Annotated in this window: 9 protein-coding genes; 4 read left to right on the top strand and 5 right to left on the bottom strand. The window is 57.5% G+C overall.

Annotated features, from left to right (window positions below):
* Nucleotides 1–5: 5 nt before the first annotated feature.
* The 5 genes from VHE34_RS25265 to VHE34_RS25285 form a co-directional block, all read right to left on the bottom strand.
* Nucleotides 6–1,877 (bottom strand): M1 family metallopeptidase, encoded by a 1,872-nt coding sequence (locus VHE34_RS25265; protein ID WP_325593160.1) that lies wholly within the window; start codon nucleotides 1,875–1,877, stop codon nucleotides 6–8.
* Nucleotides 1,878–2,062: 185 nt separating this feature from the next.
* Nucleotides 2,063–4,849: a glycosyl hydrolase 115 family protein gene (locus VHE34_RS25270; RefSeq protein WP_325593162.1), complete on the bottom strand. Its 2,787-nt coding sequence runs from the start codon at nucleotides 4,847–4,849 to the stop codon at nucleotides 2,063–2,065.
* Nucleotides 4,850–4,859: 10 nt separating this feature from the next.
* Nucleotides 4,860–5,624 (bottom strand): SDR family oxidoreductase, encoded by a 765-nt coding sequence (locus VHE34_RS25275; RefSeq protein WP_325593164.1) that lies wholly within the window; start codon nucleotides 5,622–5,624, stop codon nucleotides 4,860–4,862.
* The gene (locus VHE34_RS25280; protein WP_325593166.1) at nucleotides 5,602–7,710 is read right to left on the bottom strand and encodes an alpha-glucuronidase family glycosyl hydrolase; all 2,109 of its coding nucleotides are present in this window, start codon (nucleotides 7,708–7,710) and stop codon (nucleotides 5,602–5,604) included. The genes VHE34_RS25275 and VHE34_RS25280 overlap by 23 nt, the downstream gene beginning before the upstream one ends.
* Nucleotides 7,710–8,747 (bottom strand): LacI family DNA-binding transcriptional regulator, encoded by a 1,038-nt coding sequence (locus VHE34_RS25285; RefSeq protein WP_325593168.1) that lies wholly within the window; start codon nucleotides 8,745–8,747, stop codon nucleotides 7,710–7,712. The genes VHE34_RS25280 and VHE34_RS25285 overlap by 1 nt, the downstream gene beginning before the upstream one ends.
* A 23-nt stretch (nucleotides 8,748–8,770) precedes the next feature.
* Between VHE34_RS25285 and VHE34_RS25290 the strand changes: the two genes are divergently transcribed.
* The 4 genes from VHE34_RS25290 to VHE34_RS25305 are packed head-to-tail and all read left to right on the top strand — an operon-like array spanning nucleotide 8,771 to nucleotide 13,979.
* On the top strand, nucleotides 8,771–9,097 hold the full coding sequence (locus VHE34_RS25290; protein ID WP_325593170.1) for a RagB/SusD family nutrient uptake outer membrane protein: 327 nt from the start codon (nucleotides 8,771–8,773) through the stop codon (nucleotides 9,095–9,097).
* Between the two features lie 36 nt (nucleotides 9,098–9,133).
* Nucleotides 9,134–11,086, top strand: a complete 1,953-nt coding sequence (locus VHE34_RS25295) for a sialate O-acetylesterase (protein ID WP_325593172.1) — start codon at nucleotides 9,134–9,136, stop codon at nucleotides 11,084–11,086.
* A complete protein-coding gene (locus tag VHE34_RS25300) occupies nucleotides 11,083–12,471 on the top strand; it encodes a hypothetical protein (protein WP_325593174.1) in 1,389 nt (462 codons plus the stop codon). The genes VHE34_RS25295 and VHE34_RS25300 overlap by 4 nt, the downstream gene beginning before the upstream one ends.
* A gap of 35 nt (nucleotides 12,472–12,506) precedes the next feature.
* Nucleotides 12,507–13,979, top strand: a complete 1,473-nt coding sequence (locus VHE34_RS25305; protein ID WP_325593175.1) for a sialate O-acetylesterase — start codon at nucleotides 12,507–12,509, stop codon at nucleotides 13,977–13,979.
* Nucleotides 13,980–13,991 lie beyond the last annotated feature (12 nt).

Raw genomic sequence — 13,991 nt, forward strand, 5'->3', positions numbered from 1 at the left:
GATTATTAATTAGCGGTCCATTTATTATTCGACGCGTCGGCGTCGACGTAGATGCCGTTGTCGACCTGGATCGACCGGAGGGTTTTGCCGGCATTGGGCAGGGCGATCGTCGTCTTCGATTGATCGGTGCGCCAGACGGCGGGGGTCTGGTGTACCCTTGCGGTTGTGCCGTCGGCATAGGTGATGACCAGGTCGAAGGGGATTGCGAATCCGCCGATGTTGCGGATGAGGATGCTGTTGCCCTCTACCTTGTCGATGGCGAGATCAAGATAATTATAAGTAAAGAACCAGTTGTTCCAAAACCAATTCAGGTTTTGACCGGAGGCATCGTTGAAGGAATAAAAGAAATCCCACGGGATGGGATGTTTTCCATGCCAGCGATCCATATAGGTGTGGAGGCATTTTTTGAACAGATCATCGCCGAGCAGGTCTTTTACCGCGAGATAGGCGAGGGAGGGTTTGCCGTAGGCATTGTTGCCATAGGCGCTGCCGGTCAACGCGTCGGTGGGAGTGATGATGGGGAGATCTTCGGTGAAGGATGGATCGTAGGTGTAGCCGTTGACCCGGAATTGTTTGTAGAAGCCTTCCGCTCTTTCCTTGCCGAGATCCGATCGGCCGATGAGGAGCTCGAAAGTGGTGGCCCAGCCTTCGTCCATGTAGGCGAACCGGGATTCGTTGATGCCCATATAGAAGGGGAACCAGCTGTGTGCGATCTCGTGTTCGGCTACGAAGCGGGAGAAGACCGTATCGGGGGTGGTATTGTCGTTCACCATCATCGGGTATTCCATATCTGCGAAGCCCTGGACGATGGTCGTCTTTGGGAAAGGGTAGGGAACTCCGGGGTAGTTATGGGAAAGCCAATCGAGGGCATGGCGGCCAAACTCCACCATATAATGGAAGTCGTTTGCCTTTTCGTTATACGCCGATTGCACCCCCGACCTACGGCCGGTGGCGTCATCAACGACAACGCTCGACGCATCCCAGGCGTAGTGATTGCTGAGGGCGCAGGCCACGTCGGTAATATCGTTGGCCTTCCATATCCAGGTGTTGGTAGTGTTCTGCGGGGTCACTTTTCCGGCTGCGATCTCTTGCGGCGTTGCGATGGAGATGATCTTATCGGTGGTGGCGGAGCCGGTCAGGCGCTTTGCGTAGGCCGGGGTCAGGACTTCGTCGGGGTTTTGCAGATCGCCGGTGGCCCAGACGATATAGTTGGCCGGCACTTTTACTTTCAGGATATAGTCGTTGAAGTCATTGTAAAACTCCTGCATATCATTAAAGTCGATATGATCCCAGCCGGCGTAGTCGTCATAAACGGCTACGCGGGGATAGGCATATGCGAGGAAATACGTTGTGGAGTCCAGCATTCCTTCGCGGCCGCTTTCGAGGGAGATCTCGTAGTGCCAGTCGATGTTGAGCCGGACCGAATCGTGGGGAAGGAGGGGGGCGGCCAGGCGGATCTGTTTCCACGTGCGGTCGGCCGCGGAGTTTTTCCAGGTGTTTGCCTGGCCGTTCTCGGCATAGCTGTCGATGATGACGCCGGTGCTAAGGTACTCGGGGCTTGCCGCGCTCATGCGGGCGGCGCCCGGCCGGTGGATATTGACCGTCAGCCGGAAGGTCAGCGTTTTCAGCGTATCGGGGCTGTTGTTGGTATAGACGATGGTCTCCGAGCCGCGGATCGTCCGGTCTGGCGGGTTTGCGGAAAGGGTGATGTCATAGCGGCCTTTGTTCTGCCAATAATGGTTGCCGGGGCGGCCGTCGGGGGAACGGGTACCATTCTTATAAGCTTCTTTTATGTCCCGGGGGGTATAGAGGGGTTGGCTCTGCAGCGTATTGGTTACAAGTACGGCAAGCAGAAAACAAAGCAGGGGTCGTTGCATACAGCGTATGATTTTTGCGACCCGAAGGTAGGGAAAACAGGGCAATAGGAACACTAATGCCGTGACAAGCAATCGTTTTGAATGGTTATGAGGCAGTGACGCAAGGAATCTTCAATAAATATAGGGAATTCTCTTTAAAAGTGCACTACTTCATAAAAAGCCTTCCAGGTTGTCCGTTAGCTTTGTCAGTCTAGTTTTGGTGATTCGGGTGGGCCGAGATAGGATGGTTTTTCGCCGCCGGCATCGATGACCAGTTTTTGCAGGACCGGACCGGGATCGACGAGGAAGAATTTCAGCGTGTGTTCGCCGCGGCGGCTGAGTGTGTGCGTGGATGTCGCGATCCGGATATTGTCTGCTACCATTTTGTCCCAGGCGCCGTGGGCTTCGTTGCCGGTGCTGCAGTCGATGACCTGGGGATTCCCGTCGTCGAATGCGATGGCATAGTGGATGGGTTTCCTGTTGAATTCAAGGAGGGGAGAGAGGTACACGTTGACCTTTACCGTGCCCGTATCGGAAAGCCATACCGTGTATTCGAGGTGCGGACTGTTGCCGGTGGGAGTGATCGCCCTGGCAGTGACAGGTGCGGCCTGGACGGCGGAGCCGGTACGGCCGAGGTCGGGAATCGTCTGCCATCGGATGGTCTTGTTGCCGACTGCCTTGTTGTAATGGTCGGCGGCAATGGATACACACCCGCCTGTCTCGATAAAACCTTTGAAATCGCCGGGGGGGCGGATCCCTGTGTTCTCGAGGAGGATCGGTATTTTGACGGCTGTGCCGTTGGGGCCGGTAACGGTGATGCTGCTTTGTTTGGTCCCTGCGGGGACCTGCGGCCAGTCGATGCCGAACCAGATGCGTTGTTCGTCGGTGACTGTGTGGTTGGCGCGACCAATCTTTATCCAGGGATCGGCGGCGGTGAGGGTGTAGGTGAAGGGATGGGTAGTGCGATTATAGATATCCAGGTAGTGATTGCGGCGATCATAGGGGTTGAAGACGGAGTCCTCGACGGCGATGCCCCAGGGCGATCCCGATATGGCCGCGGTATCGATCGTTTTGGTGGCGGGCATGCTATTGTGGCGGGGTTCCTGCCAGCCGGTGTAACCGATATGCGTCTGATCCATCATGTGGGACCATTTCCCGGCGGCGATGTTTCGATTGTAGGTTGACGATAATATCGAGTCCTTCAGGAACAGCAGTTTTGCCTGGGTGGCCAGATCGTTTGTCGCGATGCGGCCCTGGGCGGCATAGAGCCGGTTGCGGGCCACGGCATAATAGAGCTCATTCAGATTGGCGCTTGCCTGGACGGGATAGAGCACCAGCTCGAAATAAGCGTCCTGGTACTCTTTTGGTAATTGCCGGCCCAGGACCGCGGCCTTTTCCGAGAGGAGCTTGTAATCGGTGACCGCGGTCTCTGCCTCTCGGTAGTCCGACAGGCTATAGGTGTCGGGAGACAGCAACTCGGGTTTGCGGCGGCCGTTGAATTTGGCGTAGAGGGCGAGGATCCCGGCGATCTCGCCGGCGTGGGTGGGACCGAACTGCGCGGCTGCCCATTGCCGCGTGTAGGCGGCGATGGTGTCGGCGGGAATGGCATCGGGGTCCCAGGCATAGTCGAGGAAGAAGGTGATCGGGAGCTCCAGGGGTTTTATATCACCGACGTTGACGATCCAGATGCGGTCATCGCCGTATGCTTTTGCCAGGTTCAACTCTTCCCATACACGGGGCAGGGGATTGGTGTTGATCCATTTGTAGTTTCGGGGACCGCCGACATAGTCGAAATGATAATAGAGGCCATAACCGCCGGGCCTTGGTTTTTCGCCCAGGACAGGAAGTTTGCGGATGTTCCCCCAGTTGTCGTCGCAGAGCAGGAGTGTAATATCATCGGGAACGCGCATGCCTTTATCGTAGTAGGCCTGCACTTCCTTATAGAGAGCCCAGGATTGAGGCGTAGCTTCGGCGGGTTTGCCGGTGACCTTTTGGATGATGCTCCGTTGGTCGCTGACGATGTTTTCGAGGAGGGAGATGTTGGCTCCTTCCGTCATGGGCATATCGCCGTCCCCGCGCATGCCTACGGTGACGATGCTTTCGTGGTGGTCCATGTGTTCGATGCCTTTTGTCCAGAAGCTGTCGAGGACGGCGGCGTTCTTCGTGTAGTCCCAGGGGCCGGAGCCATAGCGTTTCCATTCCTGCTGGGCGCGCAGCATGGGTTCGTGGTGGCTGGTGCCCATGACGATGCCGTATTGCGAGGCCAGGACGGGGTTGAGCGTATCGTCGTCGTTAAAGGCGTTGCCCCACATGGCAGGCCAGAGATAGTTGGCCTTCAGGCGGAGCAGCAGTTCGAAGACATGGTCGTAGAAAAAATGATTGAAGCCGCCGAATTTCTCGCGGGCCCAGCCGCTGAGGGCGGGAGCTTCGTCGTTGATGAAGAAACCGCGGTATTTCACCGACGGACCGTCGGTGGTGGTGATGCCTCGGGGATAGAAGAGTTCGTTGCGATGGGGTACTGGGACATCGGCCCAGTAGTACCACGGTGAGACGCCCATCCGGCGGGAGAGATCGACCACGCCGTAGGCCGTCCCTCTGCGGTCGCTGCCGGCGATGACAAGGGCTTCGCCGATGGTGGGAGTCGGATTACGGAGGGTCACCCGGGTGTAGGCTTCCCATTTGCCGGTTTGTTTGGAGGAGAGGCGGTTCTGTTTCAGCAGTTGTTGGATCAGGGTCGAATGGTCCCTGCTGCCGATGATCACGAGGCGGGCGATAGGGGCGTCCGGCAGGGTGGTGATGATGGGCGGTTTGACGCCGGTGATGCGTTCGATATCGTCCTGCAGGAGTTCGGCGGATTTTTTTACCAGCCAATGGTCCTGTGCGTCGACGTAGATAGGCGTGGCTCCGTCCTGCTGTGAGACAAGGGGAAATTCCTGCTGGGCGGCGGCCCGGATCGTGATCGCCGAAAGAAGGATAAGGAAGATTCGTGTCATACGATTGATTTTAGAAACCGATAGAATTACCGCCGTCGATGGGCAGTACGACGCCGGTGATATATTTGGCCTGTGGGGAGGCGAGGAAAAGCGCGGCGTCGCCGATATCGGCGGGTTCGCCGAGGCGGCCCAGGGGGGTGCGGGCAAAGACCTTTTGTTTTCTTTCCGCGTCACCATTCAGGGCTTTCGCGGACATATCGGTCGCGATGAAGCCGGGGGCGATACAGTTGACGAGGATCCCCATGGGGGAGAGCTCGACCGCCATGGCCTTTGTCATTCCTTCGATGGCCGATTTGGAAGCCGTGTAGGCGATGACCTTGGGAATGCCGTATTGCGCCGCCATGGAGCTGATGTTGATGATATTTCCCTGTCCCTGCGGGATCATGATGCGGACCACTTCGCGGCTGATCGCGAATACCGAGTGGAGGTTGGTATGTACAATCCGTTCGAACTCCTCGTCGGTCACGTCGGCGAATTCCTTTTTCATGTTGATACCGGCGTTGTTCACGAGGATATCGATGCGGCCGTATTGCGCGGCGATCCGGGCGATGAGGGCGGGGATGGATGCGAGGTCGTTGAGATCCTGGGCGATGGCGTGGCAGAGAGGGCCGAGCTTTTCTTTGGCGACCCTGAGCTTTTCGGGGTCGCGGCCGATGATGACCGTTTGGATACCGGCCTGTACGAATTTCCCGGTGATGGCCAGGCCGATGCCGGAGGCGCCGCCGGTGACGATTGCGATACGTTGTGCGGGATTACTGATTTGTTCCTGGGGCATAGTCAATTTTGTGTTGCTGGTAATATTCGAGGGTATGGTCGGGTCGTTCCGCCGTTTCGGGCAAGGGTTGGCGGGAGAAGGTCTGGAAGTAGAGCAGGCAGGCGTTGCGCCATTCCACTGCATTTTTCTCCTGGATGGCCAGGCGCATGTCCACCTGCTGCCATCTTTCCGGGTCGATGGCCGGTCGGAGGGCGTTCCAGCGCCGTTGCATCCATCGGACCGAGTCGACGCCGGCGTAGTACTTCCGGCAGAGCTCCGCCCAAAGGGTGCGGCCGGTGTGCATCCGGTGGTTCCATGATACGTGGTGCCACCAGAGGAGCCATTGGTCGGGGCATGCGTTGGAGTCGGCCCATTGGGAGCGGGCGCCGGGGGCGTATTGTTCCAGCGCGTTACTGCCCGTTGGGGTTCGGTCGAAGCCGACACCTGCGGTGTCCGCTTTGTGATAGTAAACAGGATTCCAGTCGGCTCTTTTGGCGTTTGCCAGCCAGGGACCGGGCCCATAGTGGTGTTCATAGGCCATGATATGATGGAGGCCCAGCGGTGTCATATAATTTACGGCTATTTCTCTTGACGCCATCATCATTTCTTTTATACTATCGACAACTTTTGGATCGTTGGTGAAGGTTTGCCTGATCCATTCGGTGGCGATGGCCGCGGAATACGGGGCGGCTTTGCCGCCGGTTTCCCAGGCGAGGCGGCCGAAGGCGTACCAGTTGGCCTGGGCAAAGATATGGCCGCACCAGTTGCGGTCGTTGCCTATGTTGGCCACGCCGGCCATGCCGCGGATCGTTGTCGAAACGGGGGTGGTTGTTTGCGGTACGCCGGTGGATCCGGAAGGCCATGGTTGATGCGTATCCGCGTCGAGGCATTCCTCGAAGAGGGGTGCGAGATAGACCAGGTGGCTGGAGAAGCCGAGATATTCCTGGGTGAGCTGTACTTCGAGCAGGAGGGGCGTATCGGGCATGGCGCCAAAGAGCGGATGGAAGGGTTCGCGGGGCTGGAAGTCGATCGGGCCGTTCTTTACCTGCAGGAGTACATTCTTGTGGAACTTCCCGTCGAGGGGTTTGAATTCCGTATACGCCTGGCGGGCGCGATCCTCCGGGGTTTCGTTGCTATAGACGAAGGCCCGCCAGATGACGATGCCGCGGTGCGGTTCGAGCGCTTCGGCGAGCATATTGGCGCCGTCGGCGTGGGTGCGGCCGTAGTTCTGTGGGCCGGGCTGCCCTTCGGAGTTGGCTTTGACGAGGAAACCACCGAAATCGGGGATATAGCGATAGATCTCGTCGGCTTTCTTTCGCCACCATTCGCGGACGGCGGGATCGAGGGGATCGGCTGTATGGAGGCCGCCGATGTCCATCGGGCTGCTGAAGCGCACGGAAAGATAGACCCGGATGCCGTAAGGACGGAAGATGTCCGCGAGGGATGCCGCCTTTTCGAGCCAATCGGGGGTGAGGATATAGGGGCTGGCGTTGACATTGTTGAGGACCGTGCCGTTGATGCCGATTGAGGCATTGGCGCGGGCATAGTCGGTATAGCGTTGATCCTTATACGTGGGGAGGGTGAACCAGTCCCAGAGCGAGAGGCCGGCATAGCCGCGTTCGACGCGGCGATTGAGATTGTCCCAGTGGTCGAGGATGCGGTAGGGGAGCGTAGGGTTGCTGGTGATATCGAGGTGATCGATCGGTTGTTGGGTTTGCAGCAGCCGTAGAAAGTGAAAGATCCCGTAGAGGATGCCTTTTTCAGTCGAGGCGGTGAGGACGATATCTTTTTGAGCCGTGCGGAGGGTAAAGCCTTCGGGGCTGCGGTCTTTTTGATCTTCGAGGCGGACTATAAATGTGTTGCCGGACCCCGAGGACCGGGGAGTTTGACCAAGGAGCCCCTGGAGACCGGTCAGCAGTTCCTGCCTGGCGGCTGCCAGCATGGGGGTATTGGCGGGGAAGGCGATCGCGTTCAGGGCGCTGCGATATTGTTGCAGCAGCGTTTTATTGCCGATGAGGTCGTATCGTAGCCATAGCCGGTAGCCATCCTCGGCCTGCAGGGCGTTGAGCAAAAGGAGGAAGAGCCCGAGCAAGACGGTATTTTTCATTAGGTGTTGGATTTCCTGCCGTTGGAGGAATCGCGGATGACGAGTTCCGAGCGTAATATGATGGTGTTGGTGGACAGGCTGCCGGCGGAGCCATTGAGATTGGCGATCAGGTTGCGTGTGGCCACCTGGCCCATTTCATAGCCGGGATAGTTTATCGTAGTAAGATTGGGTTCGATGACGGTGGCGACCGGGTCGTTGTTAAAGCCGACGAAGGCAATGTCTTCGGGGATACGAACACCCATTTGCTTCAGTGCGATCATGCAGCCGACGGCGCAGTTGTCGTTGGCGACGAATACGGCATCGGGCAGGGGCTGCATCTGGCGGATCAGGGCGGCGGCGTCCGCGCCTGCTTCCTGGCTGAGGTTGCCGACGATGACATGGTCTTCGCGAAAGCGGATACGCTGATCGGCGAGGGCCTGTTTGTAACCCTGGAGGCGATCGACATAGACATTTCGTTTTTGGGAGGCCGTGATATGGACAATGCGGCGGCGGCCCTGGCTGATCAGGTGGGTCGTGGCTTCGTATGCGGCCTTCAAATTATTGATCTGTATACAGATGCTGTCGGGCTGGTCGGCGGTACGGTCGAAGAATACGAGGGGGATCCTCTTCTTTATAAAGGGTTCGAAATGGGTCATCGACTCGGTATCGTAGGCAAGGGAAACCAGGAGGCCGTCGACCCGGTTGTTAAAGAGCGTGGCTGCGTTGGCCTTTTCCTTTTCCTGGGATTCGGATGACTGGCTGATAATGAGGTTATAGCCTTCGCTGGTGGCGATGTTCTCCATGCCGGCGATGACGGCGGACATAAAACTACTATTGATACGGGGGATGATGACGCCGATGGTATTGGTACGTTGGGTCCGGAGGTTGCGCGCAAAGTTGTTAGAGCGATAGCCCATTTCCAGGGCCAGGTCGGCGATGCGTTTCTTCGTCTTTTTGCTGACTACCGGATCGTCCTTCAAGGCGCGGCTAACCGTGGCGATGGAGATATTCAGCTTACGGGCGAGATCATAAATGGTGACTTCTTTCTCGCGGTTCATACAATCGTTTACATGCTGGTTATATGGATAAAAATAAGATTTTTTTTGAAAAAAAATGCAATCGGTTACATTTTACAATAAATTGCTTTACTTTTCTGTTTGCTCCAGCCGCCGGGGCGCAGGTGACGCTGGACTTTATCCTGGATGAGCGGTCGCGGGAGTTGTTTGGAGAAGGCCTGCGCAGGCGGGACCTGGTGCGGACTGGTTCGCTGCTGAATCGCGTGCAGAAATGGAACCTTGTCGAAGCGGGCGCCCATATGCAACCCTATATGGTATTGCGGCCGATACCGCAGCAGGAGATCGACGCAGTGACGCAGGGGCCGAAGTTCCCACAGAATCCGGGTTATTGAAAAAGGTCGATAGCGTAAATAGAAAAATGAGCAGTTATGTTTGGTCATAGATTCATAATGAGAGGCGCATCGTTAAGTGCGCTTCTCTGTTTTCATGTCTGCTGTACGTCGGGTCAGATCCGGCTGCCGAAGCTGATCGGTGATGGGATGGTGCTGCAAAGGGACAAGCTGATCAGCATTTGGGGCTGGGCTTCGAAGGGGGAGCGGGTAATTCTGTCTTTCAACGGGAAAAGCTATCGGTCGGCCGCCGGGCAGGACGGGAAGTGGATGTTGCGGTTGCCGGCGATGGCGGCGGGAGGCCCTTATACCATGGAGATCCGTGGAAAGAATCGAATCGTGCTGCGTGATATCCTCTTCGGGGATGTCTGGCTTTGTTCGGGTCAATCCAATATGGTGCATCAGATGAAATTGCACGGCGTGCGTTATTCCAATGAGATCGCCGCTGCGCATTATCCTGAAATACGGCAATTCTGGGTACCGACTTTGACCGATCTGCAGGGGCCGAGGGAGGATCTGCCGGCGGGGTCGTGGAAGCCGGCCAACCCTGAAGATGTGCTGGAGTTTTCCGCTGTGGCTTATTTCTTTGCCAAGGAGCTGTATCAGAAATATCATGTGCCGATCGGCATTCTCAATGCGAGTGTTGGCGGAACACCTATCGAGGCATGGACGAGCGAGGCGGGACTAAGCCATTTTCCGGATCTGGTGAAAACCGTTGAAAAGAACAAGGACACGGCTTACATCAACGGTCTCAACCGGAAGAGAGCGGGTGAACGGCCGGATGGCCCTTCGCCGGCGGATAAGGGATTGACGGGACCCGAGCTGTGGTACAGTCCTGCCTATGTTCCCAGGGGCTGGCGGCCGATCGGCGTTCCCGGGTATTGGGAGGACCAGGGATTGAGGAACCTTGACGGCGTCGTTTGGTACCGGAGGGAGGTAGAGGTGCCGGCATCCGTGACCAACGGGCCGGCAAAGGTCTTTATGGGCAGGATCGTGGATGCCGATGCGATGTACATCAATGGGAAGCAGGTGGGCTATACGACTTACCAGTATCCGCAGCGGAGATATGCGGTGCCTTCGGGCCTGCTCAGGCCGGGAAGGAATCTCTTCGTCATCCGGGTAACCAATTCGGCTGGAAAGGGGGGATTCGTTCCGGATAAACCTTATTGTCTCATTGCCGGCGGGGATACTGTCGATCTGAAAGGCAACTGGGAATATAAGGTCGGTTCGGTATTTGTCCCGCTTCACCGGGTGGGAGCGGGCCCCGCTTTCTCCGCGCAAAATGCGCCCGCGGCATTGTACAATGCCATGATCGCTCCGCTTGTCCCCTATGCGATCAAGGGATTTGCCTGGTACCAGGGAGAGACAAATACCCACAATGCCGGCGAGTATACCCAACTGCAGCCGGCGATGATCGCCGACTGGCGCAGCCAATGGAAAGAGGGGGACCTTCCGTTCCTGTATGTTCAGCTGCCGGGATTTGGCGACTATGATTATCTACCGGCTGAAAGCAGTTGGGCGGAACTCCGGCAGGCGCAATTGCAATCCTTGTCTGTTCCCCGTACGGGAATGGTTGTGGCGATCGACCTGGGAGAATGGAACGACCTTCATCCCGACCGGAAAAAGCCGGTAGGCGACCGGCTCGCGTTGGCCGCCGAGAAGATCGCGTATGGCGACAGCATCGTTTATTCGGGACCCATCGTGCAATCGGCTATGTTCTGGGAGGGAAAAGTGACTCTTTCCTTTGTACACACAGGAAGCGGGTTGATCACCAATGACGGGGAAGAGCCGCGGGAGTTCGCCGTCGCCGGCGCCGACAAGAAATTCGTGTGGGCCCAGGCGAAGATAGAGGGCGACAAGGTCGTAGTGTGGAGCGAGGAGATAAAAGAGCCCAGGTATGTCCGTTATGCGTGGGCAGATGACCCGGTGGACCCCAATCTCTATAACAAGGAGGGGCTACCTGCATCGCCATTTGAAAAATCAGAAGAATGAAAAAGATCATTTTTTATGGGTTGGCGATGCTGTTTGCGCAAAGGGCGCTGTCCCAGGATACGGTAGTTTACGGAAAATCCTATCCGATGCCCAGGATCTTTACTGCGCAACAGGACCATGACGAGATGACGCGACAATTGGGGATCACTGCATTGAGACCCGGACCGAGCGGTGATGTCAATGCACCCAACCATGCGAATTATGAAGAGGCGAATGCCAATCCCTGTCCTCTGTTACCCGATCCACTGAGGTTCAACGATGGGAAGCAAGTTACGAACCCAGAGACGTGGTGGCGCCGGCGTCGTCCTGAGATCGTGGCAGATCTTGAACGGGAAGTCTATGGGCGGCTGCCTGCTCATCTTCCAAAGGTGAGCTGGAGCGTTACTGCTACCGATCGGAAGTCCGTTGGTGCTATTCCTGTTATTACGAAAGAACTAGTCGGTCATGTGGACAACAGTGACTATCCGGTGATCGATGTCAACATCAAAATGGTCCTGGTCGTGCCGGAGAATGTCAAGGGGCCGGTACCCGTGCTGATGATGTTTGGCAGGCCGAGGCCGCCGGCACAGGCTTCTCGGCCGACGGAGCTGTCGCCGACGGAGGAGCTGCTGGGCGCCGGTTGGGGATATGTTACGATCGATCCGAGCAGCATACAGGCGGACAATGGGGCTGGATTGACCAGGGGGATCATCGGGTTGGTGAACAAGGGACAGCCGCGCAAACCGGAAGACTGGGGGGCGCTTCGTGCCTGGGCCTGGGGTGCGGCGCGCGGCCTGGATTACCTGGAAACGGATTCGATGGTGGACGCAAAGAAGGTGGGGATCGAGGGTGTATCGAGATATGGGAAGGCGGCGTTGGTCACCCTGGCATTCGAGCCTCGATTCGCTGCGGGATTGATCGGAAGCTCCGGCAAGGGTGGAGCGACCCTTTTGCGCCGGAACTATGGCGAAGCGGTGGAAAGCCTCACTGGCGGCGAATATTACTGGATGGCGGGGAACTTTATGAAATACGGCGCTTCGGCGGCAGGCTTTGGCGCGAAGACCGGCTGTGACCTTGATGTGGACTCTCACGAGCTGATCGCCCTTTGCGCGCCGAGGCTCACTTTCATCAGCTATGGCATTCCTGAAAAGGGGGATGCACACTGGTTGGATCATGAGGGAAGCTATATGGCGACTGTGGCGGCGCAGCCGGTGTTCCGGCTGTTGGGGGCGAAGGGGCTTGGTGTATCAGATGACTATCGAAGCGAGAAGATGCCGCCCGTGAATGCGGGTCTGTTGGAGGGGAAGCTTGCCTGGCGGCAGCATGATGGTGGGCATACCGATGCGCCGAACATCAAATTCTTTGTCGGCTGGGCGGACAAGAATTTCGGGCGTAGCGCTAAATAGTGAAATTTCCGATATTGCGTTCAAATCGGTTTCGCATGAGCGCAAAGTGGATCTCAGGCCGGGGGGCGATCGGTGGATGGCTGGCCTTGTTTTTTTTGCTAACGGCATCGGGGGCGATGGCGCAGATCCGGGTGCCGAGGTTGGTGAGTGATGGGATGGTGCTTCAGCGGGATCTGCCGCTACGCATCTGGGGTTTTGCTTCACCGGGGGAGAAGGTCACGGTTAAATTTGCGGGGGAGACTTCCAGCGGAGTAGCCGGCGACGATGGGAAATGGGTGGTCCATCTCGGACCGAAGAAGGCGGGGGGACCGTTTTCGATGGACATCAACGGCATCAATCATATCTGGCTGAAGAATATAATGGTCGGGGAGGTGTGGGTTTTGTCGGGCCAGAATGGGATGGCGATGCCGATGTCGGCCGTGCAGGATAAGTACTCCGAGGTGATTGCAAAGGCCGGCGATGTCCCGATCCGGCAGTTTGCGGTGCCGATGCGGTATGATTTCAAGGGGCCGCGGGACAACGCTCCGCCGGGAGCGCATTGGGAAGCGGCGAGTCCTGCTTCTGTACTATCTTTTTCGGCTCTCGGTTATTTTTTTGCAAGGGCCTTGTATGACGTATACCATGTACCGGTAGGGTTGATCAATGTCTGTGCGCCGGATGCGCCTGCGGAGGCCTGGCTCAGCCGGGATGCGTTGCGGCTGTTTCCCGACTATGCCGCGATGGCTGCCCGTTATGCAGACAGCAGTTACAAAGAGGGTACGGGGCCTGCGGATCCGATGGCTACCGGTGGGCTTTTCAATGGGATGATCGCGCCGGTCTGCACGCAGACGGTGAGGGGCATCATCTGGTATGGCGGTGAAGCCAACCTGGCCAAGCCGGGGGAATATGCGTCGTTGCTGCCGTTGCTGGTCAATGACTGGCGGCGGAGCTGGGATGAAGGGGCGATGCCATTTCTCATCGTGCAGGCGCCGGCGCATGGCCCGGCGAAGGCGGAGGTGGGCGAGAGTCGTTGGGCCGAGCTACGCGAATCCCAGCGGACGACATCGAGCCTGCCGGGAATGGGGTTGGTCGTGTCGGCCGACCTCGGAGATGTGGGTGACGTTCCGGGTCAGAACCGGGAAGAACTGGCGAGGCGGTTGGTGTTGTCGGCCGGGGATGTCGCCTACGAAAAGAAGGATATTATCGCTTCCGGGCCGATGTATCATTCGATGAAGGTTCATGGGGACCGGGTCCATATCAACTTCAGCGATGTCAATACGGGACTGATCGTCAAAGGCGGCGGCGAGCTGAAGGGTTTTACGGTGGCGGGGGAGGACGGGCATTTTGTGACGGCGAAGGCCAGCATCGAGGGGAAGTCGGTCGTGGTTTGGAGCGAGCAGGTGCCGCACCCGGTGGCGGTGCGCTATGGGTGGGCGGATAATCCGGCCGGCGCCAATCTATATAACCGGGATGTTCTTTTTAAGGATGGGCTTCCGGCGCCGCCTTTCGAAGGGAGAGTAAAACGCTAAAATTGTAATCGG

It is taken from the genome of Puia sp. (genome assembly GCF_035546395.1).
Classification (GTDB): domain Bacteria; phylum Bacteroidota; class Bacteroidia; order Chitinophagales; family Chitinophagaceae; genus Puia.

Bases quoted from the DNA above. Each gene is read 5' to 3' on its own strand.
- VHE34_RS25270 (WP_325593162.1), bottom strand. From the start codon at position 4,849: ATGACACGAATCTTCCTTATCCTTCTTTCGGCGATCACGATCCGGGCC.
- VHE34_RS25305 (WP_325593175.1), top strand. From the start codon at position 12,507: ATGAGCGCAAAGTGGATCTCAGGCCGGGGGGCGATCGGTGGATGGCTG.
- VHE34_RS25280 (WP_325593166.1), bottom strand. From the start codon at position 7,710: ATGAAAAATACCGTCTTGCTCGGGCTCTTCCTCCTTTTGCTCAACGCC.
- VHE34_RS25300 (WP_325593174.1), top strand. From the start codon at position 11,083: ATGAAAAAGATCATTTTTTATGGGTTGGCGATGCTGTTTGCGCAAAGG.
- VHE34_RS25285 (WP_325593168.1), bottom strand. From the start codon at position 8,747: ATGAACCGCGAGAAAGAAGTCACCATTTATGATCTCGCCCGTAAGCTG.
- VHE34_RS25265 (WP_325593160.1), bottom strand. From the start codon at position 1,877: ATGCAACGACCCCTGCTTTGTTTTCTGCTTGCCGTACTTGTAACCAAT.
- VHE34_RS25290 (WP_325593170.1), top strand. From the start codon at position 8,771: ATGGATAAAAATAAGATTTTTTTTGAAAAAAAATGCAATCGGTTACAT.
- VHE34_RS25295 (WP_325593172.1), top strand. From the start codon at position 9,134: ATGTTTGGTCATAGATTCATAATGAGAGGCGCATCGTTAAGTGCGCTT.
- VHE34_RS25275 (WP_325593164.1), bottom strand. From the start codon at position 5,624: ATGCCCCAGGAACAAATCAGTAATCCCGCACAACGTATCGCAATCGTC.